At 42.9% G+C, this 24,751-nt stretch carries 21 protein-coding genes; 7 read left to right on the plus strand and 14 right to left on the minus strand.

From position 1 onward, the window contains the following. The first annotated feature begins 60 nt into the window (after positions 1–60). Complete coding sequence (locus tag AAEY83_RS05125) at positions 61–228, plus strand: DUF1499 domain-containing protein (RefSeq protein ID WP_264673188.1); 168 nt, start codon at positions 61–63, stop codon at positions 226–228. 62 nt (positions 229–290) lie between these two features. Here the strand turns inward: AAEY83_RS05125 and AAEY83_RS05130 are convergent, their stop codons facing one another. From AAEY83_RS05130 to AAEY83_RS05140, 3 genes are all read right to left on the minus strand, one after another. Then, a complete protein-coding gene (locus AAEY83_RS05130; RefSeq protein WP_084212640.1) occupies positions 291–3,128 on the minus strand; it encodes a restriction endonuclease in 2,838 nt (945 codons plus the stop codon). 613 nt (positions 3,129–3,741) lie between these two features. Continuing rightward, positions 3,742–4,800, minus strand: coding sequence for a hypothetical protein (locus AAEY83_RS05135; protein ID WP_025646254.1), 1,059 nt, complete (start codon positions 4,798–4,800; stop codon positions 3,742–3,744). Positions 4,801–4,848: 48 nt separating this feature from the next. Then, positions 4,849–6,798, minus strand: a complete 1,950-nt coding sequence (locus AAEY83_RS05140; RefSeq protein ID WP_025646252.1) for a site-specific DNA-methyltransferase — start codon at positions 6,796–6,798, stop codon at positions 4,849–4,851. A 279-nt stretch (positions 6,799–7,077) separates the two neighbouring features. On the opposite strand from AAEY83_RS05140, the gene AAEY83_RS05145 reads away from it, so the two are divergent. Beyond that, the gene (locus tag AAEY83_RS05145; RefSeq protein ID WP_025646250.1) at positions 7,078–8,571 is read left to right on the plus strand and encodes a lytic murein transglycosylase; all 1,494 of its coding nucleotides are present in this window, start codon (positions 7,078–7,080) and stop codon (positions 8,569–8,571) included. A 77-nt stretch (positions 8,572–8,648) separates the two neighbouring features. Here the strand turns inward: AAEY83_RS05145 and AAEY83_RS05150 are convergent, their stop codons facing one another. From AAEY83_RS05150 to AAEY83_RS05170, 5 genes are all read right to left on the minus strand, one after another. Continuing rightward, on the minus strand, positions 8,649–8,948 hold the full coding sequence (locus AAEY83_RS05150) for a hypothetical protein (protein WP_025646249.1): 300 nt from the start codon (positions 8,946–8,948) through the stop codon (positions 8,649–8,651). 394 nt (positions 8,949–9,342) lie between these two features. After that, positions 9,343–10,362, minus strand: a complete 1,020-nt coding sequence (locus tag AAEY83_RS05155; protein ID WP_025646247.1) for a DUF4062 domain-containing protein — start codon at positions 10,360–10,362, stop codon at positions 9,343–9,345. Positions 10,363–10,529: 167 nt separating this feature from the next. Further along, entirely contained in the window at positions 10,530–11,360 is an 831-nt protein-coding gene (murI, locus tag AAEY83_RS05160; RefSeq protein ID WP_037059363.1) for a glutamate racemase, read from the minus strand. A gap of 441 nt (positions 11,361–11,801) precedes the next feature. Next, a complete protein-coding gene (locus tag AAEY83_RS05165) occupies positions 11,802–12,446 on the minus strand; it encodes a DUF1285 domain-containing protein (RefSeq protein WP_413771574.1) in 645 nt (214 codons plus the stop codon). Between the two features lie 104 nt (positions 12,447–12,550). Beyond that, positions 12,551–12,733 (minus strand): hypothetical protein, encoded by a 183-nt coding sequence (locus AAEY83_RS05170; protein ID WP_351058619.1) that lies wholly within the window; start codon positions 12,731–12,733, stop codon positions 12,551–12,553. Between the two features lie 464 nt (positions 12,734–13,197). Between AAEY83_RS05170 and AAEY83_RS05175 the strand changes: the two genes are divergently transcribed. Beyond that, positions 13,198–14,835 (plus strand): electron transfer flavoprotein-ubiquinone oxidoreductase, encoded by a 1,638-nt coding sequence (locus AAEY83_RS05175; protein ID WP_037059361.1) that lies wholly within the window; start codon positions 13,198–13,200, stop codon positions 14,833–14,835. Positions 14,836–14,980: 145 nt separating this feature from the next. On the opposite strand, the gene AAEY83_RS05180 is transcribed toward AAEY83_RS05175, so the two are convergent. Further along, positions 14,981–16,477 (minus strand): alanine/glycine:cation symporter family protein, encoded by a 1,497-nt coding sequence (locus AAEY83_RS05180; RefSeq protein ID WP_025646239.1) that lies wholly within the window; start codon positions 16,475–16,477, stop codon positions 14,981–14,983. Between the two features lie 752 nt (positions 16,478–17,229). Between AAEY83_RS05180 and AAEY83_RS05185 the strand changes: the two genes are divergently transcribed. The 3 genes from AAEY83_RS05185 (at position 17,230) to AAEY83_RS05195 (ending at position 20,077) form a co-directional block, all read left to right on the plus strand. Then, a complete protein-coding gene (locus tag AAEY83_RS05185) occupies positions 17,230–17,490 on the plus strand; it encodes a DUF4212 domain-containing protein (RefSeq protein ID WP_025646237.1) in 261 nt (86 codons plus the stop codon). 3 nt (positions 17,491–17,493) lie between these two features. Continuing rightward, positions 17,494–19,362: a sodium:solute symporter family protein gene (locus AAEY83_RS05190; RefSeq protein WP_025646235.1), complete on the plus strand. Its 1,869-nt coding sequence runs from the start codon at positions 17,494–17,496 to the stop codon at positions 19,360–19,362. 169 nt (positions 19,363–19,531) lie between these two features. Further along, positions 19,532–20,077 (plus strand): hypothetical protein, encoded by a 546-nt coding sequence (locus AAEY83_RS05195; protein WP_025646233.1) that lies wholly within the window; start codon positions 19,532–19,534, stop codon positions 20,075–20,077. Positions 20,078–20,123: 46 nt separating this feature from the next. Here AAEY83_RS05195 and AAEY83_RS05200 read toward each other — a convergent pair whose 3' ends face one another. Beyond that, positions 20,124–20,726, minus strand: coding sequence for a rhomboid family intramembrane serine protease (locus AAEY83_RS05200; protein ID WP_025646232.1), 603 nt, complete (start codon positions 20,724–20,726; stop codon positions 20,124–20,126). A gap of 87 nt (positions 20,727–20,813) precedes the next feature. After that, complete coding sequence (locus AAEY83_RS05205) at positions 20,814–21,866, minus strand: 5'-nucleotidase (RefSeq protein WP_025646230.1); 1,053 nt, start codon at positions 21,864–21,866, stop codon at positions 20,814–20,816. A 273-nt stretch (positions 21,867–22,139) separates the two neighbouring features. On the opposite strand from AAEY83_RS05205, the gene AAEY83_RS05210 reads away from it, so the two are divergent. Further along, entirely contained in the window at positions 22,140–23,033 is an 894-nt protein-coding gene (locus tag AAEY83_RS05210) for a pirin family protein (protein WP_025646227.1), read from the plus strand. Positions 23,034–23,103: 70 nt separating this feature from the next. Here AAEY83_RS05210 and AAEY83_RS05215 read toward each other — a convergent pair whose 3' ends face one another. The 3 genes from AAEY83_RS05215 to AAEY83_RS05220 form a co-directional block, all read right to left on the minus strand. Beyond that, positions 23,104–23,781: an AbiTii domain-containing protein gene (locus tag AAEY83_RS05215; RefSeq protein ID WP_198013357.1), complete on the minus strand. Its 678-nt coding sequence runs from the start codon at positions 23,779–23,781 to the stop codon at positions 23,104–23,106. A gap of 17 nt (positions 23,782–23,798) precedes the next feature. Then, the gene (locus tag AAEY83_RS19135) at positions 23,799–24,023 is read right to left on the minus strand and encodes an AbiTii domain-containing protein (protein WP_198013356.1); all 225 of its coding nucleotides are present in this window, start codon (positions 24,021–24,023) and stop codon (positions 23,799–23,801) included. Between the two features lie 142 nt (positions 24,024–24,165). Continuing rightward, on the minus strand, positions 24,166–24,435 hold the full coding sequence (locus AAEY83_RS05220) for a hypothetical protein (RefSeq protein ID WP_025646225.1): 270 nt from the start codon (positions 24,433–24,435) through the stop codon (positions 24,166–24,168). Positions 24,436–24,751 lie beyond the last annotated feature (316 nt).

Consider the following 24,751-nt stretch of genomic DNA (forward strand, 5'->3'; position numbering starts at 1 on the left):
TGGTATTGCAGCGCTGATATTACTTATCGTGCAGGTGTCATTGAAGCGACAGATAGCACTATGTGGTTTGGGTTTAAGGATGATATCGTAATACGTATTACCGATAAGGGCGATGAGCGCTTGCTCGATGTACGGAGTAAGTCGCGTATTGGTAAGAGCGACTTAGGTAAGAATGCCGAGCGCATTAGTGGTTTTATTGAGGAGTTAGATAAGGTTTTGGGAGAGTAGTTTTTTACAACAGGTGTAAATAGAAGTCCCAAATCTCGTTTAGGGCTTCTATTTACTATAAATTACAACTGCGCCACCGTTTCTACTACTTTAAAGCTCAGTTCATTGTCTAGCGCTTTGAAATGCGCTCGACCACAGCGGATTTTTTGTTGTTGCGGTAGTGGTAGCTTGGCGATATCTACCGCATGACCTGCTGCACTTTTGCCGCCTGTGTTCTTAGTTTCGGCGACAAAGTATAACTGCCTTACATCCTCATCTTCTTCTTTAATCACTGCCCAATCCGGATTATAGCTGCCAAGTGGCGTATCAATCTTAAACCAATTAGGCAGCTTAAAATAAAAGCGTACGCTTTCCATACTCTCGCAATCTTGTGCAAACTGGTGCTCAGTATTGGAGTCCAGTGGTATTAAGTTGTCAAAAATCGTCTTATGGGTATCGGTAACCTCGAAATGATCATCACTGGCATAGACATCCGCCGGCTGAGCCTCTAAGCTCTCTAATAATCGCTGGGCATATATTTGACCGTTTTTTTGGTACTCAATGCCTTTTACCATGAGGTCAGTTTGCGCTTGCTTAATAATCGCAATTAAGCGCTCTAGAAAGACTTGCGGATTAATAAGCATCTCATCAATACGTCCACTTTGACGCAATATCTCCATCAAAGTCAAACGGGTCAGCTTGGTATGGCGAGCCAGATAAGCCAAGATATCAGGCAATTGCCACGTGGGTTGAGGCGCGTTTGAGTCTGCATCAGTGTCGCTACCATCATAGCTATTATCCTTAGCATAATACTGACGTTGGCTATTGACGGCTAATAAGCGACTCTCCACGCCGTCATCACTCACAGTCAGGCGTACTTTGTTCGCTTGAATTTGCGGCGCGATTATTTCTTCCATATCGGCTATTAGGCTGGTAACGGCAGTTATTAATTCATCAGTATCAAAGCAGACTTGATACTGAGTCTTTTGTTTAATTTTATCCCAAATGGCTTTGAAGTTGTCATCTAGCATAAAACCTTTACGATACTTAACCGCTTGCTTGTCTGCTTGATTTTTTACCCGTCCTGCAAAGCTCACACCGCAATCATCCGCAATCTCATTTTGCAAACTCTTAGCAAAGTCATCATAGCTTTCATTGGCGATGACGGTGAGAATATTAATCTGCTTGTCATAAATCCTGTGACCATCTGCACCAACACATAGACGCAGACCACGACCAATTTCTTGACGTTTTTTTAGGGTGGATTTGGTCTCGTTGAGGGTGCATATCTGAAACACATTGGGATTGTCCCAGCCTTCACGTAGTGCTGAATGGCTAAAAATAAACTGCAGCGGATTATTTAGATTCAGCAGCTTTTCTTTATCTTTCATAATCAAGCTATAAGTATCATCGTCGCCTTTGGTGGTGCCAGAGGTGTCTTTAGCGCGTCCCTTTTTATCGACAGAGAAATAGCCGTTATGAATCTCGCTGACCTCAGCCTGATAATGCATTGCTAATTGTTGTTTTAAATCACGATATTTAGGCTTATCTAATAACGTCTGATATATCTCTTCAAACCACTGGGCAAATTTACCTGAGCGCGTATAGCCGTCTGTTTGGTTGATCACCTCATTATTAATTAGATAGTTATCAACGCGGTCAATAAACAGCAAGGACAATACTTTAATTCCTTGCGGCAATAGCTTGCGCTGCTTATCCAGATGCGCCTCAATAGTACGCTCAATTTGATAACGCATGACGCTATCGGTCATACCGCCGGTTTGCTGACCTTGATAAATCACCACGCCATTATCAAACTCAATGTAGCCCTCCACAGCGTTAATGCCGCTGACGATATAGCCATTGGCGTATATTTCACGCTCGGTCTTTTTGTAGAGATCATCGTTGTCGCTGATGCTGATAGTTTTCTTTTTGACCACGCCTTTGACGTTGGCATAGACGCTTACTTTGGCGGTGATCTTGGTCTTTTTGGGCGTGATATCTAGCAGCTCAATATAGGCCTCATTAAAGCTGTCATCGCTCATAACGGAGTCAACTTCGATTTGCTTAACCAAACCTGCATCATAGGCTTTGACTGGGTTTAGGCTATAAAGCAGATGACGGCTGTACTTGTGCGTCGCTGAATAACGCAGGGTAATCAGCGGCTGCAAACTGGCAATAGCGTCCAAGCGCTTAGCGGTTTCCATATTTTGCGGTTCATCGACAATAACGATAGGATGGGTCGCTTGGATATATTCAATCGGGGCTATGCCTTGCTCACGAACTTGGTTGATGATGTTTTGGTCTTTGGCAAAGGCGTCAATGTTCATGACCAAGATTTGCACGGTTTGACTGGTGGCAAAATCGCGTAGCTTATTTAGATTTTTGCTATCGTATATACGCGCATCCACGCGAGTATTGTCATACAAGGCGGCAAAATGCGCTTTGGTCATCTCGATAGACTTCATCACGCCTTCCCGGATCGCCACTGACGGTACGACAATCACAAATTTACGCATGCCATAAGTCTGATACAGCTCGTAGATGCTACGCAGATAGACGTAAGTTTTGCCTGTGCCGGTCTCCATCTCGATCGAGGCGTTAAGTCCATATTGAGCAAGGTTTTTGTCATCGTCATAGAGCGTGGTTGACGGCTCGATATTATGTTCACGCTGCACGGCTTGGATATTATCCAACACTTGCTCATCGCTGATAATGCGCTGATTGGCTATGGCTTGGCTGGTGATTTGCTGGCTAATCACTGAGGCACTATTAACGACATTGAAAGGTGGCTTTAATTCAAAACTTTCAATAAACGAGCTAGCATCCAGCTGTGACGGCTGTCCACGAAAGATATCAACCACGGCATTGATAGCATGGCTTTGGTGTTCAAGGTTTGGCTCAAAGGTGAGGGTTATCATGGTTTAATAAATTCTTTTTTAATATTTGTCGATACTTTATCTATGCATACGGTCTGAAAGATAATATATTCCAAAAAATGTTATGAGTAGCATTTGTATAAATATGGAGAAAAAGACTAGGACAACTAAATAATATATTGTTAAGAAAATACTCTGTGCTACAGGAAACACGCCTATTGAATATAGTAACGTGGTAAAAAAAACCATTATAGTCAAAACCATACTTATCGAAGCCAAGTAGCCAAACATAATAGTGAGATAACGTCTTCTTGTTAAAAGAGACGGTCTACTTCCATTAGTGGTTCTTTCCTGTATTTTTACTTTAGGACTACTCATTTCACTATCTAGTCCAGCATAACTATAAGAAGCTATTGCTGCTAAAGATCCAATATAAAATCCAGGTAATACCTGTATAAAAGTACTTAGACTACTAAAGGCATCTTCTAGAAATATATTAATAACACCTTCTGCATTTATATTTATTAGATAAAATAATATCGTTATAAGAATAGAAGTACCTAGTGGTATACAATATAAAAATTTATTATAACTCCTACCATCATATTCGACTTTAAGAAACCCAAAAGCTTTAAATGCGTAATTTAGCATAAGCTTAGTCATCCATTAAATTTTTAATAGTTTCAAAAAATAAATTATTATGAGTAGTGTTGCCGACCCCGCGTTGTCTTTTATTAGAAGGATCAAAGTACTTCCGTCTAATAAATTTCTCACTAAAACTAGTGATACCTCCATCTGCACTTTCTTCAACTTGACAAACTTGAGGTTTTCCTGTTTGTTCATGTTCTAATATAAGAGAAGTTTTAGAATTGTATTCAACTCTACGGTTCCCTTTGACAACTTCTATGACTCTTCTTAAATAACCTCTAACGATATTTTCTTGACTACCGTCTGGTACACTTTGGACACTGAAAATTAAATCTTCTTTTTCTTTACTAAAATCATTATTGGGGTCATCAAAGCCACTATTGCTCCAGCTTGAAACCTTAACGGCACTTAATCTACCATCTATAACAGCATTTATAAGCTCATCACCAATTAAAGGTTCCAACGTTGGTTTAAGCTTGAACCACAATTTTAGTGGCTGTCCTTCATTATCTCTAAAACCATCCGCATTGTCTGCGCAAAACACACCATTCGTATCATTAATTTTCCTATCAAATGCTTTAAGTCTAATTAATAGTGCATTTATATATTTAGCTATGATACTGACTGGAAATTTATTCACACGCTCAATTGCCAATGTTGCTATTCTTGAATTATCAGTAAATTTTATCACGCAATGACATATCACCTTTTCAGCCTGCAAGTCACCTCTAGTCTGCACCTCCTCCTGCTCATTTTCTATATGATGAAGTGTACGGTCGGGGGCTTCTTTATCAAAACAACTAATCGCAAGTTTTATATAGTGTTGACTTATCTCTAAGAACTGTATGCTAGTGCTATACCTACCTTTTCCTATCCAATATTTATCACTAATTTTTAATTCTACATCATCTTCATTAGTCTTATATACTTCGTTCAGGTTACTTTCTAAACTTTCAAATACGGGCTTTATAGGTGCATACTCATAAGGTGGCGCTAAATTATTTTTATTTCTTATAGGAATAGTCGAAATTTTTAGCTCATAAAACTCTACACATACTCTATCCATAATAACCGACCCCTCAAAACTATATATTAAATTTTAATTTTTTGAATTTTAAACACACCCAACCACAAGCCCTGCATCCTCAAACTGCAACACGATATTTGCCTTATTGGCGTCATCGCTAAAGGCTCTATCCATAATCAACGTTTTATTGGGAGCGCGCGCAATGATTTGTGTGGCTTTGCTAGTGGTCATATCGTCTAGGACTATCGCTAGGCGCATCGACGTGCCCGCGTTATCAGAGCTGTCAGCATCAAAATTATCAATTAGCGCATCGTTTTGAGTGACCAGATAATAGCCGTCGACCTCTATAACATCTGCGGTCAAGGTATAGCCTTCTTTGAGCATCAGCTCGGTGATGATACCGTCAGTGGTGGCAGTGTCAACGATAGGGTCAAGGTGTTTCTCAAGCTGCGCCATTAGGCTGTCGGCGTCATAACTGGCGGGCTGCTGCCACGGGACGAAGTTGCTGTCGGTGAGTTTATACGCCTTAAAACCAAAATCAAGCGCCGTGCTATCCACGGTTTCAGGTAATTCGGAAGTGATATGGGCAGCGGCACGGCGAATGCGCTCTTTGGATATCTCGGCGATATTAGGCGGCATATTATTGTTAATGCAAAATTCATAAGCGCTTTGATTATCTTTGGCATCAATGACTTCGGGGATTTGTACCATAATAAACTTGCGCTTACCTGCTTTGCCATTTTCTGCATCTTCAGCATTTAACGCCATAACCGCATGAGCGGTGGTTGAAGAACCTGCGAAGAAATCAAGGATGATATCATCAGAACTAGATGAAATTTTCATTGCTCTTTGTATTAATCGTATTGGCTTAGGATGGTCAAATATTTTCTCACCCATTAGTTTTCTTAACTCTTGAGTAGCTGACTGTGTATGACCGACATCCTTATAACCCCATAAAGAAATTGGTACAACACCGTCGTTTGTTTCTGTTAGAAACTTCTTAACAGAAGGTACATTACTACCATCTTTACCAAACCAAATTCTATTATCTTTAATCAACTTTTCTAAGTTTTCTTCACTCGTATTCCAACATCTTCCTTGGGGCGGACTGACAACACGACCTGATGGTGTTGTTATCTCATAGTCGTAATCTTGATTGTAGGTAGCAACAGACAAGTCAGAACTTTTCCAGACTCCTCTTTTATCGTCATCTGGATTTTTATATCTTTTTATCTGTTCCTCATTTAAAGGCAGTAAATTTCTCTCAAAATTATTCAAACTTCTGGCATAACAGAGTATTTGTTCATGATTTAATGAAAAGTAGGTAGCATCATTTTGAGGTGAATACTTTTTTTGCCAAACGATTTCAGCTACAAAATTCTCCTCGCCAAATATCTCATCCATCAGCAAACGTAAGTTTGCCACTTCATTATCATCTATTGAAACGAATATTACCCCATCATCACGCAGCAAGCTTTTTGCCAGTGCCAGCCGTGGATACATCATATTTAGCCAATTGCTGTGATACTGACCGTTTTCTTTACGGTTGCCACGCATGCCATCGCTATGGGTCAGATTACCGTCCGCATCGGTTTGCCCTGCTCGCGCCTTATAGTCCGCAATGCTCTCGCTAAAATCATCGGCATAGACAAAGCGGTCATTACCCGTATTGTATGGCGGGTCGATATATATCATCTTGATACGGCTGTGATAGCTCTTTTGTAGTATCTTTAGCACCGCCAGGTTATCGCCTTCGATAAATAGATTTTGCGAGGTATCAAAATCGACTGACTCATCAGGCTCTGGCACTAGCGTCTGACTGGTTGGAGTTTTTAGCTCACGATAGACTTGATGCTTGCCCGCCCAGCTTAGTCCATACGCCTCTTGCGCGGGTGCAATATCTTGCTCAGATAACAGCGCGGTGAGTTTATGGATATCAAGCTGACCTTCACTAAATGCTTCTGGCATTATCTGCTTGAGCTGTGCAAGAGTTATATCTTGAGGAGTTTGACTGGTAGGATGTATCGGATTACTCATAGTTGCGGCTACACTGTTCGTGAAAGGACAAGATGATTAAAGTATAGAAGTTAGCATCGGGACAGTATAACAATAGCACTATGGATAGTGCGACTTTTTCGGCTATTCAGACGACAGCAAATGACGTGACAAAAAACTCAGTTCTCATGTAATAACCTCACCCCTACGTCAGCTTATCGTAACCAAGCCATGCTAGTACTTTTCTTTATTATCGATATTGGTTACTCTAATTAAATCTTTGATTTTATGCTCTGTTTTCTACCTTTACAGGATATTTCCATGCGTTTGAATCAGCTCTCCACCCTCTCTCTATTGACCGCTGCTATTGGCCTCAGTCTTGCTAGCACCGCGCAGGCCGCTCGTCCGCCTGCACCTGACTTGTCTAATAGCGAATTTCAGCAGTGCCTAGATGGACTCAAAAACTCTAGTAAATTTCGTAGTGTCGATAGCTTCACCTTTAATAACTACCGCCCAAGCCAGCCTGATCCAAGTGTCATTCAATCGCTGAACTATCAGCCTGAGTTTCAAAAAGACGTTTGGGACTATTTATCCGCGCTAGTGGATAAAGAGCGCGTTGAAGACGGTATCCGCGCCAAACACCAATGGCGTGATACGCTGCGCCAAATCGAGTCGCGATATGGTGTCAAGCCTGAGCACGTATTAGGGGTATGGGGTGTTGAGTCCAACTTTGGTCAAACGCTTGGCAAAAAGCCTTTGTTCGAGTCACTCGCGACGCTGTCTTGTTTTGATCGTCGCCAAAGCTACTTCCAAGGTGAGTTTGCCAATGCACTCAAAATCGTGCAGCGCGGTGATATTGCGCCAAATGATATGACCGGTTCTTGGGCGGGCGCGTTTGGGCAGACGCAGTTTATGCCGAGTACCTTTTTAGAGCTGGCAGTCGATTTTGATGGTGATGGTCGCCGCGACCTCGTCAATAGCGTGCCGGATGCACTCGCTTCTACAGCGAACTTCTTGGATAACCGTGGCTATCGCACAGGCGAGCCTTGGGGTTATGAAGTCAAGCTACCTGATGGTTACTGGGCAGCATCAGACCGTAAGAACAAAAAATCGATGAGCCATTGGCGTAATCAAGGGTTGACCCTAGCTGATGGTCGTCCACTGCCTTACGATTTAAATAGCGCCGGATTACTCTTGCCAGCCGGTATCGATGGTCCCGCTTTTTTAGTCGGCAAAAACTTTGATACTTTTTATTCGTACAACGCCTCAGAAAACTATGCCTTAGCGATTGCCCACTTATCTGACTTGATCACGCGTGAGGACAGTAGCAAAACTGACTTTATCACCGCTTGGCCGACCGACGATCCAGGTATCAGCCGTCAACAAGCCAAAGACATCCAGCAAGCGCTACTAGACGCAGGTTATGATATTGGCGGCGTTGATGGGATTATCGGGGATAATACCCGCACCGCGATTCAGCAATATCAAACCAGCCGCGGTATCTTCCCTGCTGATGGCCGCGCCGGTCAGAAGTTTTATCGTACCATCATTGGCAGTGCCGCCCCTCGCCAAAGCCAGTATGGTAATCAATATAGCCAACCAGTCGGCAATCCGTCTATCAATAGTCAGTCTCTAAATCCAGCACCTGCCGATCGTATGGGTCAGCTGATTCAGCGGCAGACGACCACGCCTAATGTTTACTCCCCGCAGCCTTCTGTGCAAAGAACGATACAGCCTGCTAGTAACAATGGTAATATCCGCTATCGCCGAGTGACTAATAGTGATGGCAGCGTACGTCTTGAGCGTATTAACTAAACCCTATTAGACTTTATACTGACATAAAAAAACCACATCAAGTTGATGTGGTTTTTTTAGCTATTAGATATTGTCGTTTATACAATAGGCGGTGGATTAGGCTTGCCATTATCACCACCCCAGTTTTCGCGAGCTTTGTCATCGAGATCAGCAGGTGTTTTTGGCTCCCACTTGCCGTTTTCTTTCCAAGTGTCATCGCCCCAATCTTCATCTTCTTCCTTTCTATCCAAGTCCTTATAGGCTTGACTCGGGTCGATACCGCGGCGCTTCATATCAGCGACTTGCTCTTCTAGCGTGCGAAACTGATCGGCATCATGCATGGCTTTTTCTAACCCATCAATCTCATGCTTTAGTTCATCACTTTTTGAGTTACTCATTATGCTCTCCTTAACCAAGTAAAAATCAAGTAAATAATTTACAGAATATATCGTATAAGACTAGCGTCTATTTATACTAAATAGTCATCAGACCTTATTTTATTATTCTTATATTTATAACAGCCACTTAATACAATCATTCCATACGATCATTTAATACGATTGTTTAATAACAGCTATTTCGTCTGATAGTCATTCCTATTATTATGAATATAGTCAAGTTTAACAAGCGTTGGCACGTATGCTTTGTATTACGAAACGTAGCTCTGCTCGACTCTATTACAATGTTAACAAATGCTTAGCGGTATTTTTCGGTGGTAGAAGGTGTTATAGACGATAGGATCTTGTGCGGAATGCCGATAAGCGGCGCGTGCTAATTTTGAGTAGAGGAGTGTTATTTATCATTATCGCTGGCTTTATTTTCTGCTAATAACTTTTTGGCATAAAAAGTCAGACTCCAAAGCTCCTTCGTAGATCGTACCCCAGAGCCGGCGCTTTTTATCTGAATCCAGTTGGCGGCTACTAGTAGTCGTTGCAGCTTATCTAAATCGCTCTTTATAATCTGACAGCGAGCGACAGCATGAACTTTAGGCATCAGCCGTTTGATATCACGCTCAGCCTTAGCGGCAATTAACCGGTTGAACTGACTTTGCAGACCATAACTTGAAAAAACAGCAGGCATGCCGCCTAAAGCTAGCAAAACATCTTGCCAAGTGAGCGACATGGTCATCATAACGTCAGTTAAATTACCATCCTCGTAGGCTTGAGCACTATATTCGATATCGAAAGCTGCGCTCAGCTCGATCGTTGTAGTGACTCTATCGCTAGCTTCAAAACTATTATTAGTCTGATGGCTATTAGTCTGATGACGAGCATGTGCTAGATGACTTGCTTGAGGGTTTAAATTTCCTTGAGTATTCGCCGCCGTGTTACTGTCAAGGTCCCTAACCTTTATCCACTTTGGCGCTAAATTCGACTTTTCTATCATATCAGCGTGTATATTATGTAATAGCTGCTTAATGTCTGTATTGTCGTCATAATAGTGCACCTGATTGTTTTTTTGCTCTACCATACGAATAAAACCTTTGAGGGACTCACTGACCACGTCCGGATCATAATGTCTTTTTATGAGCGTCATCATAGGCTTGATACAAGCCTTGGCATTGAAGTAACTCAAATGCATTTGACTAAAACCGGTATTTTGTACCGCGCCATAGCTATCGCCAATCACCATCAGTACATAATCACAAGCATCAACGCATTGCCGACCGTATAACGCTGACTGTGATAGATGCGTTGAGAGATCATACGTCAGAAATGCCCGCGACTGAAAAAACACTGCCAAACTGTCCAAAATCAGGGGCTGACTGTGGGCAACGCAGATAACATGAATGTGATATCGACGGTTTGACAAAGTGACCTCTACAGTATTTAGCGATGCTCATGCTCTCACTTATGCTTGCAATCATACTTGCTACTTGCATAGTGTCTAAACACGGCTTTATTATTATATATTTATCCTAACACAATACAGTTAGGCGTTTTTTCAATACTCAACCGAGTTTTTAGATATTTTTCTTATTAGGCGACGTATTGAATATTGATGCGCTCACCAAGCAGGCGCTTGATAACTTGACCCAAAGTCTCATCATACTTACTGGCATAAAGCATTAATGCGTTGTTCATCTCAGTGTTATCTGACGCCGCTAACAGCTGTTTTTCTATTAGCAAGGATCGCACTCGAGCAGCGATTGCCTGTCCTGAATCTACTACCGTAATCGGCAGCTGTTGCTCAGCTATCGCTTGCAACAAAAACTCCCTAAAAAAGGGATAGTGCGTACAGCCTAGCACTAAATAGTCAATACCGTCATCGGCCAATTGCTGTAGCTGTTGCCGCAAGCGAAGAGCCGTTGGCGAGATGATAGGCATCCCCGCCTCAACCCACGGCACTAATTCTGGATCGAAGTATTTGCTCACTGTTATGTTGTTTGGCTTAGCCACCTCTTTGATGACTTGATTGAGTAAAGTCCCCTCAAGAGTCGCTTTGGTTGCCATAACAGCGACACGGCCGCTAAGGCTACCTAACACCGCAGGCTTGAGCGCTGGCACTAACCCTACAATAGGTATCTGCGGGTAGCGCTCGCGGGCTGTCGTCAGCGCATGCGCAGACGCGCTATTGCAAGCGATGACGATAAGCTTGCAACCTTGCTCATATAACCACTGCACTGCGGTTAGCGTCAATACTTGGATATCTTGGCTGTCGCGATTACCATACGGGACGTGCTTGGTATCGGCATAATACAAATAACGCTCGGCAGGGAGCTGTTGAGACAAATGCAGATACACAGACAAGCCGCCTATACCTGAATCAAAGACGCCTATTGGTGCTTCATTAAGCGCTTGATTTGACATGTGCTCTGGTACGCAAGTTGAGGCCGCGTTTAGCGCATTATCTATCTTATTTATAGTACGAGCATTGCTTAGCTCGCCATTAGATGCTGCTTGGTTATTCATTTTGGCCATATTTTTTATAAATAGTAGTGTCATCAATAATGAGCTCTAAACCGTTAGCCATAGCGTCGTCATTTACCACTCGCCTTTGATATGCTCAAGTCGCCTCATAGCTTAACTATCGCCGGTTATCCATATCCTAGCGTACTGGCACTTTTATTAGATGAAGAGTATATACTAGATAACGATGATTTATTATCAATCTCGACAAAACATAGTTAACAGAGGATGAAATGAGTTTTGGGTTTGGCAAATATTACCAAAAAACCTTAAAAGCCGACGACTAAGCCAAAAATTAGCATCCTTAACTTAGAGAAGAGCTTAGAGAAGATACCTATTTAGCTACTCATCTTCAGGCATGGAGAGCTGATACTCTTGACCACCACTTTGTAAGGTCAAAATCGTCGTTCCTGCCTGCTCGCTCAGCGTACCGATATCTGTTAAATGATAAAAAGCATTGCGACCGATCAGCGCCTCTAGACCATTACGCACCATCATATAAGGGCGAATTTGCTCATCAGCATCATTGTGAGTGTGAGAATCGTCTTTGCTATCAGTATAAAAAGCCCGTAGCTCTATAGGATGCTCGGGATCTAGGCGGACGACATCACCGGTTGAGGTGGTAAATTCAAGCCAGCTGACGCCTTCTTCGTTGACGATACCGACATCATTGATGAGCAGCGGCGCGTCTTCGACTTTAATCCGCAGTTTTTGTACTGGCGTTTTCAGAAAATACTCTGCTTTGCCGCCTTGATCTTCTTTCCATAAAATAGTTGCAAATAGACTGACTAGTGACTCACGCGTCATATGTGTACCTTCGTGCCACCATTCGCCATTGGCTTTTATCACAAGGTCCATATCCATAACCTGTTCAGGATGCCATTTTTCTAACGGCGGTATACTACGACCTTGACGAGAGCCTGCTGATGACTTTAAATAGTGGCTAAGCGCCTCCATGTTAGTTAGGTCCGATGGTATATCCTGCATGGCTTTGGCGGTATCGTCAGTATTTTTTCTGTCGGATTTATTACTCTTATCCATAAGGCAGTTTCCTTGTTAGCGATTTACTATTCATTAAAGTTTGCTATAGATTATTGAGTGATACGTTTTAGTTTTAGGTCAAACGGCTCAATATCTTTATATTCATGATAGCGTTTACGCTTCACCTTAGCATTGATGTCCATAAATGCGTATCGTGTTTGTGGTGTTTTTCTTTTATAATGAGTAACGATTTTTTGAACCAGTTGTGTGAGCGTCCCTTCAATTACGATCACAAAGACAGCTTTATCGAGTAGCCCAATATCTTAGACAGTAAATAGAGCAAGTCTTATTCAATGACATTGCGAATAATGTTCTGAGATAAGCCACTAAGAATTTAGGAGTAGGTATGCAAGAACAAGACAAGCAAGTGCCAGTTGTAGATGCAGAATCTGATATCACTAATGAGGTGGTAACGACAGAAGCTACTGAAGTAGAAGCGAATTCGGTGGATAAAGCAGAAGTAGTGGCAGAGCCAGTCGCCGAAGAAGTGGTTGTCGAAGAACCTGTAGTTGCCGAAGAGCCCGTTGTCGAGGAACTCGTAGTTGCCGAAGAGCCAGTTGCCGAAGAGCCAGTTGCCGAAGAGCCAGTTGTCGAGGAAACAGCTGTAGAAGAACCGGTTGTCGAAGAGCCCGTTACTGAAGAAGCAGTTGTACAAGCACCTGAGCCTGAGCCAGAACCCGAGATTGAACGCGAATCAATGGAGTTTGATGTTATCGTTGTCGGCGGCGGACCCGCTGGCCTATCTGCTGCTATTCGTCTGCGTCAACAGGCTATCGCAGCGGGTAACGATGAGTTTATGGTTTGCGTGGTCGAAAAAGGCTCTGAGTTTGGCGCGCATATCTTATCAGGCGCGGTTATCGAGCCGCGCGCCCTAGATGAGCTGATTCCGGACTGGAAAGAGAAAGGCGCACCGCTTAATGTCCCTGCGATTGAAGATCGCGTTTATATGCTTGGTTCGGCGACCAAAGCCACAAAGCTTATGGATTCAGTGGTTCCAGCCCTCATGCATAATGACGGTAATTACATCGTCTCACTAGGTAATGTCGTACGTTGGCTCGCTGAGCAAGCTGAAGAGCTTGAAGTGATGATGTTCCCAGGCTTCCCTGCTGCTGATATTCTCTATAATGATGATGGTTCGGTCAAAGGTATCTTGACTGGCGATATGGGTGTTGCCGCTGACGGTGAAGAGAAGCCAAGCTTTGAGCCTGGTTATGAGCTCCTAGCAAAATACACTATCTTCAGCGAAGGTAGCCGCGGCCATCTAGGCAAACGTTTGATCAGCCGTTTCGGACTTGATAATGACTCTGACCCACAGCATTATGGTATTGGCCTAAAAGAGCTTTGGGACATCGATCCTGCTAAGCATGAAGAAGGCGTGGTACTGCATGGCTCTGGTTGGCCGTTGAGTGATACCGGATCTTCTGGTGGTTGGTGGCTCTATCATGCCGAAAACAATCAAGTCAGCTTCGGTATGGTCATTGACTTATCTTATTCTAACCCGTATATGTCACCGTTCGATGAGATGCAGCGCCTAAAACTGCATCCACTTATTCGCAATATCTTAGAAGGCGGCGAGCGTATCTCATATGGAGCACGAGCGCTGACCAAAGGTGGCCTCAATTCTTTACCCAAGTTTACCTTCCCAGGTGGCGTGTTAGCAGGGGATGACGCTGGTTTCTTAAACCCAGCCAAAATCAAAGGTACGCATACTTCTATGAAGTCGGGTATGCTCGCTGCTGAAGCTATCTTCGAAGCGATAGAAGCCGGCCGTCAGCATGATGAAGTAGTCGCTTATAGTACGATGTACAAAGAGTCTTGGTTGTATCAAGATAACTATGAGGCACGTAACTTCTCGCCGGCTATGCACCGTATGGGTCAATGGATGGGCGGCGCGTTCAACTTTATCGATCAAAACCTGCTTGGTGGTAAGATGCCTTTGACGATTCATGATAACTCGCATGACTATCATCACTTAGAGCGTGCAGCTCATGCATATCAGCCTACTTATCCTAAGCCTGATGGTAAGCTTATCTTTGATAAACTTTCCTCCGTATTTATCTCAAATACCAACCATGCAGAAGATCAGCCGGTACACTTAAAGCTGACAGATCCAACGGTACCTATCGCTATTAACTTACCCTTATATGCTGAGCCTGCGCGTTTATACTGCCCAGCTGGAGTTTATGAAGTGGTGAAAGATGCCGAAGGCGCTAAGTTCGTTATCAATGCGCAAAACTGTGTGCATTGTAAAACTTGCGATATCAAAGACCCCTCGCAGAACATCACTTGGGTAACCCCAGAAGGCGGCGGTGGTCCTAACTATCCGAACATGTAAGCACTATCCGAACATGTAAGAACTAGCCAAACAGGCAAGCACTGGCTTTTAGGGAAACAACACTAAAAAACCGCTCTTATCTAAGAGCGGTTTTTTTATGCTTATGCAAAGTAAAGATAACGTCTCGGCAACGCCCAGTTAACGCTTAGTCAATCCAAGCATCACGGTTGGCCTCGTCTTTTAATTTAACAAAATCATCTGGATCAAATTTGATTTGATCGCCAGTCTTGCCCGCTTTGACCTGATTCTCATAATCACGCAGTATTCTAAGTGCCACTGGCGATAACAACATAATAGCGATTAAGTTGGTCAATGCCATAAGTCCCATTGATAGATCAGCAAAGTTCCATATGGCAGGCAAGCTGGCAATAGCGCCGACAAATACCATTGCTAAAACCATAAAGCGGAAGATCATAATCATCACCTTGGCATTTTTACTACCAGAGATGAACTCAAGATTAGACTCACCATAGCTATAATTAGCAATGATGGAAGTAAACGAGAAGAAGAAAATCGCAATGGCCACGAAGATAACACCCCAATCACCGACGTACTGAGATAGAGCCAACTGCGTGAGCTGAATACCTTCTTGCTCGACATTGGGGTCCACCACGCCTGACAATATGATAATCGAAGCGGTGGCCGTACAGATAACTAGCGTATCCATAAACACCCCAAGCATCTGCATAAAGCCTTGCACCGCTGGATGATTGGGATTGGTTTGGGCAGTAGCCGCCGCATTGGGCGCTGAACCCATACCCGCTTCGTTAGAGAATAGACCACGCTTAATCCCATTAATGATAGCTTGAGCGATACCATAACCTAACACTCCGCCCGCGGCCTGCTCAAAACCAAATGCGGATTTGACTATTAAAGCAATCGCTGCAGGAAACTGGCTAAAGTTAGTAATGATAATAAACAGCGCTAATAAGATATACAAAATCGCCATTATCGGAACGATTTTACCTGCAATACGCGCCACTGAGCGTAGACCACCGAATACTACTGGTGCCACTAACACTACTAACAACAAACCGGTCATCCAAGTCGGAATACCAAAAGCTTCATTCGTCGCTTGCGCGATCGTATTAGACTGCACGCCATTGAATGCTAAGCCAAAAGCAATTAGCAGACAAACGGAGAAAAATACCGCCATCCAGCGCTTGCCTAGACCTTTTTCGATATAATACGCAGGACCGCCGCGATAGACATTATCCGTATGGGGTACTTTGTAAGCCTGCGCTAAAGTCGATTCGATAAAGCTGGTCGACATACCGACTATTGCCGTCATCCACATCCAAAAGATAGCGCCCGGACCGCCTAAATAGATAGCAATCGCCACCCCAGCTAAGTTACCAGTACCGACGCGCGCAGCTAGCGATGTCATCAAGGCTTCAAAAGAGCTGATGCCGCCATCTTTGCGTCCTTGATTAGACACCCATAACAGCTTCCACATATGTCCAAAATGCCGAAACTGCATAAAACGTGTCACTACCGTAAAGTACAGACCCGCGCCAATCAGTACAAACATCAACAAGCCATACCATGGATTGCTAGCGATCAACCAATCATTATTACCCCAAATAATACTCACACCGTAGTTCACTATACTGTTGAACCACTCCGCAATACTTCCACCCATGGTGTCACCTATTCTCTTTATTATCGATACCAGTATTTATCCATAAAACCACTGTGTATCAATTTTCCCTATCACAAAAATAATTTATTGTCTAGATATCTAAAACAACCTTAGCAAATAAAAGTGAGCTATCCTAATCACATCAAAAGATAGTATTTGTATAAGTATTTACTAAATAAATGACAACTATTTATTCTAAACTTCGTTGTCTTATTTGCTTTATCACTTTAATCTATCTTGTCAAGAGTACAGTATACCTGTCTTTGCGCCTTTAACTCATCTCATAACTTATTTTTATTTACAGTTTAAGAATACCGTTACCACAAAGTAATTTTAAATTACGTATTGTTAATTGACTCATTTTTGTATATATTCCTAATAAGTTTATGACTGTTCAGTATAGTCATCGGCAAGCAAGACAATAACGAATGTTTAAATGTGCAAATGTTATTGTGATTTGACGACGCTTATATGTGATGACACTGTCATATATCAATTAATGTTTGATAAAACTGGTTAAGTAAGCCGTTAGTCGTTATGCTTGTACCCTCTATACTTGTAACCTCTATATAAGTATTGAGAGTCGAATAAGTCTTTAGAGCCAAAATGGTTCAGCTTTATATAGATAGCACTGAGTTATGAATGCGATAGACGTTAAGCCGCGAGTGTTAACTCTCAATCGTTAAGTCAATATGACTCATTAGCAGCGGCTCGACCATCTTGTTTTATTGTTAGGCAAAAGGAGTTGTCCTATGGAGAACCACAACGATCCATCCGGTTATTGGCGCGCCAATGTCCGTCTCATTTTAGGTAGCCTAGTCATTTGGGCACTATGTTCTTATGGATTCGCAATTTTATTGCGTCCCCTCTTAGCAGGTATCAGAATCGGTGGTACTGACTTAGGCTTTTGGTTCGCTCAGCAAGGTTCCATTGCCGTATTTATCATTCTAATTTTCTTCTACGCGTGGCGTATGAATAAGTTGGATAAACAATACGGCGTAGACGAGGAGTAGAGCATGAGCCAATATCTGATTAATATTATTTTTGTAGGGGCGTCTTTCGCGCTGTACTTCGGTATCGCGATTTGGGCACGTGCTGGTTCAACCAGTGAGTTTTATGTTGCAGGCGGCGGCGTGCATCCAGTTGTAAACGGTATGGCTACCGCTGCTGACTGGATGAGTGCGGCGTCCTTTATCTCCATGGCAGGTTTGATTGCTGCTGGTGGTTATGGTGCTTCAACTTATTTGATGGGCTGGACAGGCGGTTATGTACTACTCGCTATGTTGCTTGCCCCATACTTACGTAAATTCGGTAAGTTTACGGTTCCAGACTTCATTGCCGATCGCTTTTATTCTAAGACCGCCGCTATGATTGCGGTGGTTTGTTTGATTGTCGCCTCCACCACTTACGTTATCGGTCAGATGACAGGTGCTGGTGTTGCTTTCTCTCGTTTCTTAGAAGTTGAAAACGATACCGGACTGATCATCGCCGCTGTCGTTGTCTTCTTCTATGCCGTATTAGGCGGTATGAAAGGGATTACTTACACGCAGGTAGCACAGTACGTGGTGCTAATGATTGCTTATACCATTCCAGCAGTCTTTATCTCGCTAGAATTAACCGGTAACCCAATCCCAGGTCTAGGCTTGTTCTCAAACCATGTTGAGTCAGGCATTCCTATCTTAACTAAGCTTGATCAAGTCGTCACTGACTTAGGCTTTACCGCTTATACCGCTGACGTCCCGAACAAGCTCAATATGGTGCTGTTTACCTTATCATTGATGATTGGTACAGCTGGCCTACCGCACGTTATCATTCGCTTTTTCACCGTTCCTAAAGTGGCCGATGCACGTTGGACAGCGGGTTGGACACTAGTATTCATCTCGCTATTGTACTTTACCGCTCCAGCGGTAGGTGCGATGGCTCGTCTAAACCTCATTGATACGGTCTATCCACAAGGGGTTGCAGAAGCACCTTTAGAGTATGACCAACGTCCAGATTGGATGCGTACATGGGAAGATACGGGACTGATTAAGTACAACGATCTCAACAATGACGGCCGCATTCAGATGTATAACGATAGTGGCCTTGGCGCAGCGGAGCTGGCTTTAACCAATGCCGAAACCGAAGGTGGTGATGTTGGCGCGGCTACTACAGCCGTCGAAGAGGCTCGTGTTGCCAACGATACTGCACTTGATGGACGTTTTGCTGATGCTGGCTGGGCAGGTAACGAGCTGGATGTGAACAATGACATCTTAGTACTCGCTAACCCAGAGATTGCGCAGCTACCACCTTGGGTTATCGGTCTGATCGCTGCAGGTGGCCTTGCCGCTGCACTATCGACAGCAGCCGGCCTACTCCTTGCGATTTCATCCGCTATCAGTCATGATTTAATTAAGCGTAATCTTAATCCAAACATCACCGATAAAGGCGAGTTGCAAGTCGCTCGTATCTCTATGGCAGTTGCCATTGTCGTCGCAACTTGGCTCGGACTCAATCCGCCAGGGTTTGCAGCACAGGTGGTTGCTCTTGCCTTTGGTATTGCTGGAGCATCCTTGTTCCCAGTACTGATGATGGGTATTTTCTCTAAGCGTATTAATAACTTAGGCGCTATCTGCGGGATGCTCACCGGTCTACTCACAACCTTAGTTTACATCTTTGTCTTCAAAGGTTGGTTCTTCATTAGTGGTACGGCGAACTTCCCTGATACTGCAGAGTACTGGTTGTTTGGCATCTCACCATTATCCTTTGGTGCTATCGGTGCGATACTGAACTTTGCCGTAGCCTTCGCGGTGTCTTACGCAACCAAAGCACCACCACTGCACATTCAAGAGCTAGTAGAGAGCGTACGTTCTCCGCGTGGAGCTGGCGGCGCAATCGACCACTAAGCTATTGTATAAACAGTGAAATCTATCGGTTATTTATCTATCACTCACAGGCAGCAACTGCTTGTGAGTGATTTTTTATTCGCTTATCACTATACTAGCACTGGCACAAACAGACTTTCTCTAAGCTGTTTTGGTTATATTCAGTGCTGATCGCATTAAGGAAAGTTCTATGCTTTTTGAGTTTATCGCTACCATAGCCGCCGCTTTTGGCATGGCAGGTTTGGCCCTTGTTATAACTCATCTCACCAAAATAGCAGGCAAGCGCGCGCCGAAATGGCTGGTGCCTTTATTTGCCGCTATTGGTATTTTTGGTTTTCAGATTCATCAAGAGTACAACTGGTACCATCAGCAAGTCGCTAAGCTACCTGAGGGCGTAACCGTAGTAAAAACTGCCGAGAGCTCAGAATGGTTTCGTCCTTGGTCTTATATAAAACCGCAGATACTGCGTTTTATCGCGGCGGATAGCGGCAATGCTACGATGCACGTAGATAATCCAGATATGCGCTTGGTAAATTTATATTTGTTTGAGAGACGTCGAAGTGTGCAGCAGATACCGCAAGTGATTAACTGCGCTGCCCCTGCACGCGCAGATTATGTGTTTCAAGACAAGACAAGCGAGCTGACTCTCGATGAGCATGTCAAGCAGACGACTGCCTGGCGTCCATTAAGCACAGAAGATCCATTATATATCAATGTCTGCACAGATCAGACGTAAGAGCTTTATCAACAAAGGCGGCACGTGCTGTTGCAAGCCAATTGGCTTAGAGCGGCTTAGTCGTTTTATAAGCGTGCTTTGAGTTGGCCCCTATTAGTAATCCGGCGCACAGACCACCGAAATGCGCTGCAAAAGACACCCCTGGCTGCGGCATTAGACCTTGTTTAATGGTCAGCCAATACCCTGCTCCCATCACAATACAAGCAAGCAAATAGCCCCAACGCCGTGCAAAAACAGCGCCGCCTATCATATAGCCAAGCATCGCAAAACATAACCCCGACGCGCCAATATGAATGGTCAAGGGTGATGCTATCACCCAAGTGGCCACTCCTGAGGCGACAATAAGCTTCAATATTGTACGATAAGCATTGTTTTCAAACAGCCCAAACAAAAACAATATCTGCAATAATATAAAAGTATTGCCCATCAAATGAGCAAAATTACCGTGCATCGTCCATGACGCTATCACGCCTATCATACTACCCAAATCTAGGGTGCGCGGCACAATACCGAAGATATTCCATAAGCCAAATAGCACGCTTTCATTCAGAAAAAACATGCCCCACATCGGTACCAATACAAAAGCGTATAGCCCTATGACCTGCTTTAGGCGTGTTATAACCAAAGATAGTATAGCTTGCCAATTCATCGATTGCCTCTTAACATTAACTGATAACCCTTCAAAACAGTGTTAGCATCAGTGAGAATACTTTATATTGTATCCAGCTGAAATGACTCATACCTTAAGTGCAAAAAGTGGTTGCACAGTTGGCTTGAAGGTCAAAGTCGACGCCACCTCACTGGAGTCTAAATAGCTATTATCATGCAGTAGCGAGGTAGAACGATAAGGGACTAAAGCGGTCGGCATAAAGCGCCGCGCCGCATCTATGTGCTTTATAGAGTCGTCAAAGAAGATATGCGGGGCAAAGGTTTTGAGCACCGATGTTTTCTCAAGCCCTCCCAAAAAGAACGCCATATCCACATCTACGCCCCAAGCTCGCAAGGTTTTTATCGCTCGCAGGTCTGCAGGAGCATTGCGGGCCGTCACTAAAGCAATCTTAATCGGACAGTGATGCACTTTGGCAGGTAGGCGCTGCTGCAGCTTTGATAGCTTAATTAATAGCTCGGCATAAGGGCCCTTTTCGATCGGTAAGTCGATCATCTCAGCTTCCCTATCATGAAAAGCTTGTAGGCCTTGTTGTTTATACAATAGCTCCCCTGAGTCGTCAAATAAGACCGCATCACCATCGAAGGCAATGCGTAGCTGATCGGTATCCAGCTCGTAAGTATTGACTGGAGTGGCATCCAATATCGCACAAGCGCAAATGTTGGCATCGGCGACTTGCTGAGCGTCCTCACGGTTGGTCGTCAAAAACAGATCGACATTAAAATCTTTGATATATGGAGCGACAGGACTTCCGGATACAAAGGCGGAACGTGAAATATTCAAACCGTTGTCACGAATGGCATTGAGCACTTGAATGCCAGTATCAGGACTGCTCTTTGAGACGATGACGACTTCCACAAGTGGCGACTCGGTCGTTAAATCCGCTGATAGACAGTCGTTACAGTAATTATTTAGATTCAGCAGCGCTTTGATTAATGGATATCCTGCACCACTATCTAATGGCTGATCTTCACGCTTCGCCATATAATCGCGAAAATCCTTTACTGCCTCGTCAGGGCGCTGCTGTAGTAGCTGTAAAAGGTGGTTCTCAGACTCCGTTAAATCAAACAATGCTGTCGCTGATATAGCCACTATTAAAGTATTGGTTAAATCGACTGCCATATTATCCGTTCTCTATTCTAAGCATGGTATTGGTTAATGCTCATCAGTTTAGCAATTAAACCTCAGTAGGTAAGTAAGATTTTTATTATTGGCAACTCTTTAATAGTAATCCCTTTTGTACTGATAATTTATTAAATAACACTTAATTATCATTATTATTTATTAAAATAAACTATATAATAATATTGAAATATATCCCCTTGGCCTCAAATAAATAGCTAAGAGTAATAAATCAATGCTCACCAACAGATATTAAAAAATCAGGAAAGAATAATGAATAATACTGTAGCGAATAGTAAAAAAGATATTGTGACCCAATCGCGTCAAATCGAGCAGCTTTTTGCTGGAGTCGATACCCAAGACGGCGCTGGTGTTAAATTAACTCGCGTACTGACGCAGCAGCTGCAACAGCGCCTCGATCCGTACTTGATGCTAGATAACTTCAAAAGTGACAATCCAGATGATTATGTCGCAGGGTTCCCCAATCACCCGCATCGCGGCTTTGAAACCATTACTTATATGATTACAGGCCGTATGCGTCATCGTGATAGCGCGGGTAACGAAGGGCTATTACAGAACGGCGGCGTGCAGTGGATGACAGCGGCGAGCGGTGTGATCCATTCAGAGCTACCGGAACAAGAAGACGGCGCGATGGAAGGCTTTCAGCTGTGGCTTAATCTACCTGCCAAAGATAAAATGCATGACCCTTGGTATAAAGATTTCCAAAGTGAGGACTTGCCTAAATACACAACTGAAGATGGCGTAGACGTTACGGTAATCGCGGGTAGATCGCATGGCGTAGAAGGTGCAGTCACCCGCGACATTACTGAGCCGACGTATTTAGATATTCATCTACCAGCAGGAACGAGCTTTAGCCAAGCCATTCCAGCCGATCACAATGCGTTTACCTTTGTCTATCGTGGTACGGTAGATATCGAAGGCGAAACCGTGCCGAATAAAACCATGGCTATCTTAAAAAATGACGAAGATGCCGATGGCGTTACCATTACTGCTGATAGTAGTGAGGATACCAAAGTGATCTTAATCACGGGTCGCCCACTACGCGAGCCGATTGTGCAATATGGCCCCTTTGTCATGAACAGTCAGCAAGAAATCATGCAAGCGGTCACTGATTTCCAAAGTGGTAAGTTTGGTGAAGGGGCTTAGTGGTTAGGCTAGTTTGTTAACTACTCTATTAAATGTGAAAGCCCGTATTATTTGCTAATATGGGCTTTTTTTATGTAATCAAACCATAATAATTATTCAAAGCTGTAGCAAGCAAACTTCCAGCTACGCCTAACTCAATCTGCCAACTTGTATTAATTGCTTTAGATAACATTGACTCCATCCAAGATTTGACTGAAGGACCAAATTTATCTTTTTCAGTTACAGAAAAACTTTGATCACTATCAATAGCATCTTTAAGCAAGTCGACGTCACTTTTATCAACTCCATTTTCCTGTAAAACTTTAGACAAAGCCTCAAAATCATTTTTTATGATGCTGTTCGTTACTTTTTGAGTATTTTCTGAGCCTAATAATATTGTTACATTATCTCCAAATATAGCATTGTTAAAAAGGTTTGAAGCGTCGAATTTCCCAACTGCTTCCTTTAGTTCCTTGTCAGATTCTATATCAGAAAACTCAGAATTTAACTCAAGAACAAAATCTAGCAGACGTGATCTTACCTGCATTAAAATATTTGAAACACTAGCTATTGGTATTTCAGACCATGCTCTTTGAACTATATATGAATTGACCAAACCTTCTCCAAGCAATCCATTAAGCTCCATTGGCAATGGCCTATGAAGCATGACATCATCGCTATCAATCACCATTCTCTCAATGGTAGCTAGTGAATAATCTATTTTAGCTTCCTCTAACGAATGTTTAAACTCTCTATCTAGATGATTCATAGGAATTGGGTGCGAATTTACTGTGTAAGCTCCATTTGTTGCAGAAACACGACTTGGGCTGGAATAATGCGGTAATCAGGTAATTCATCATCTTGGCTGTATCCATTCAATTCTTTATTCACCCACATAACTAATTCTTTATGTCCCATCTTATGAAGAAGAACCTTAGTTTTGATTAGAGCATTGCTTAAAATACCATTATCAGAGCTTAATATTTCAATAATTTCATCTACTAACTTCATTACGCTCTATTTAATATTTATTTATAACTTGTCTAATTTTCATACTTCAGTTTGATTAATTAATATAGTATTAGGTAATGAATCAATACCTCAGGATAGGCTATTATTCTTTATAAATAGTGATAACTAACATAAATTTCACTTAATCGATAGGATAAGCATCATCATAGTGTTCGTCACATACTGGATGATCTTGGACATAACGTGTAGCTATTGCTTCGCAAAACTCGCATTCGGTTCCCTCAGGAACTACCCATTCATCACAATACGAACAATCTTCTTCTTCTGAGAAAATCTCATGCCCACATTCATCACAAAATATAACTTCTTCTTCTGCGCAATCAGGACAGGAAGAGAACTCTAAACCATCATATTCTTTATCGCACTCAGTACAACTTACTTGTTCTGTCATTATATTATTTCCTGTAGTAATAGAGGTAATCTTGATATTGTAATTAATAATATTTCAGTAATGTGCAATAGATATCTACCAATGAAAACTGCTAACAACTAAAAATAATTATATCTATATGATATTAGATTGTAAACGATGCCCGATTATCTAATATTTTTTTAGTTAACATTGGTAAATAATAAAGCGAAACTCAGATAGGATATAAAAAAAGCCCCCAACACTTATATGTTGGGGGCTTTTAGGAATAGAGAGCTGACGATGACCTACTCTCACATGGCCGGAGCCACACTACCATTGGCGCAACGATGTTTCA

Source organism: Psychrobacter sp. TB20-MNA-CIBAN-0197 (assembly GCF_040309765.1).
Classification (GTDB): domain Bacteria; phylum Pseudomonadota; class Gammaproteobacteria; order Pseudomonadales; family Moraxellaceae; genus Psychrobacter; species Psychrobacter submarinus.

Bases quoted from the DNA above. Each gene is read 5' to 3' on its own strand.
- AAEY83_RS05125 (WP_264673188.1), top strand. From the start codon at position 61: ATGTGGTTTGGGTTTAAGGATGATATCGTAATACGTATTACCGATAAG.
- AAEY83_RS05130 (WP_084212640.1), bottom strand. From the start codon at position 3,128: ATGATAACCCTCACCTTTGAGCCAAACCTTGAACACCAAAGCCATGCT.
- AAEY83_RS05135 (WP_025646254.1), bottom strand. From the start codon at position 4,800: ATGGATAGAGTATGTGTAGAGTTTTATGAGCTAAAAATTTCGACTATT.
- AAEY83_RS05140 (WP_025646252.1), bottom strand. From the start codon at position 6,798: ATGAGTAATCCGATACATCCTACCAGTCAAACTCCTCAAGATATAACT.
- AAEY83_RS05145 (WP_025646250.1), top strand. From the start codon at position 7,078: ATGCGTTTGAATCAGCTCTCCACCCTCTCTCTATTGACCGCTGCTATT.
- AAEY83_RS05150 (WP_025646249.1), bottom strand. From the start codon at position 8,948: ATGAGTAACTCAAAAAGTGATGAACTAAAGCATGAGATTGATGGGTTA.
- murI (WP_037059363.1), bottom strand. From the start codon at position 11,360: ATGTCAAATCAAGCGCTTAATGAAGCACCAATAGGCGTCTTTGATTCA.
- AAEY83_RS05165 (WP_413771574.1), bottom strand. From the start codon at position 12,446: ATGCAGGATATACCATCGGACCTAACTAACATGGAGGCGCTTAGCCAC.
- AAEY83_RS05175 (WP_037059361.1), top strand. From the start codon at position 13,198: ATGGAGTTTGATGTTATCGTTGTCGGCGGCGGACCCGCTGGCCTATCT.
- AAEY83_RS05180 (WP_025646239.1), bottom strand. From the start codon at position 16,477: ATGGGTGGAAGTATTGCGGAGTGGTTCAACAGTATAGTGAACTACGGT.
- AAEY83_RS05185 (WP_025646237.1), top strand. From the start codon at position 17,230: ATGGAGAACCACAACGATCCATCCGGTTATTGGCGCGCCAATGTCCGT.
- AAEY83_RS05190 (WP_025646235.1), top strand. From the start codon at position 17,494: ATGAGCCAATATCTGATTAATATTATTTTTGTAGGGGCGTCTTTCGCG.
- AAEY83_RS05195 (WP_025646233.1), top strand. From the start codon at position 19,532: ATGCTTTTTGAGTTTATCGCTACCATAGCCGCCGCTTTTGGCATGGCA.
- AAEY83_RS05200 (WP_025646232.1), bottom strand. From the start codon at position 20,726: ATGAATTGGCAAGCTATACTATCTTTGGTTATAACACGCCTAAAGCAG.
- AAEY83_RS05205 (WP_025646230.1), bottom strand. From the start codon at position 21,866: ATGGCAGTCGATTTAACCAATACTTTAATAGTGGCTATATCAGCGACA.
- AAEY83_RS05210 (WP_025646227.1), top strand. From the start codon at position 22,140: ATGAATAATACTGTAGCGAATAGTAAAAAAGATATTGTGACCCAATCG.
- AAEY83_RS05215 (WP_198013357.1), bottom strand. From the start codon at position 23,781: ATGAATCATCTAGATAGAGAGTTTAAACATTCGTTAGAGGAAGCTAAA.
- AAEY83_RS19135 (WP_198013356.1), bottom strand. From the start codon at position 24,023: ATGAAGTTAGTAGATGAAATTATTGAAATATTAAGCTCTGATAATGGT.
- AAEY83_RS05220 (WP_025646225.1), bottom strand. From the start codon at position 24,435: ATGACAGAACAAGTAAGTTGTACTGAGTGCGATAAAGAATATGATGGT.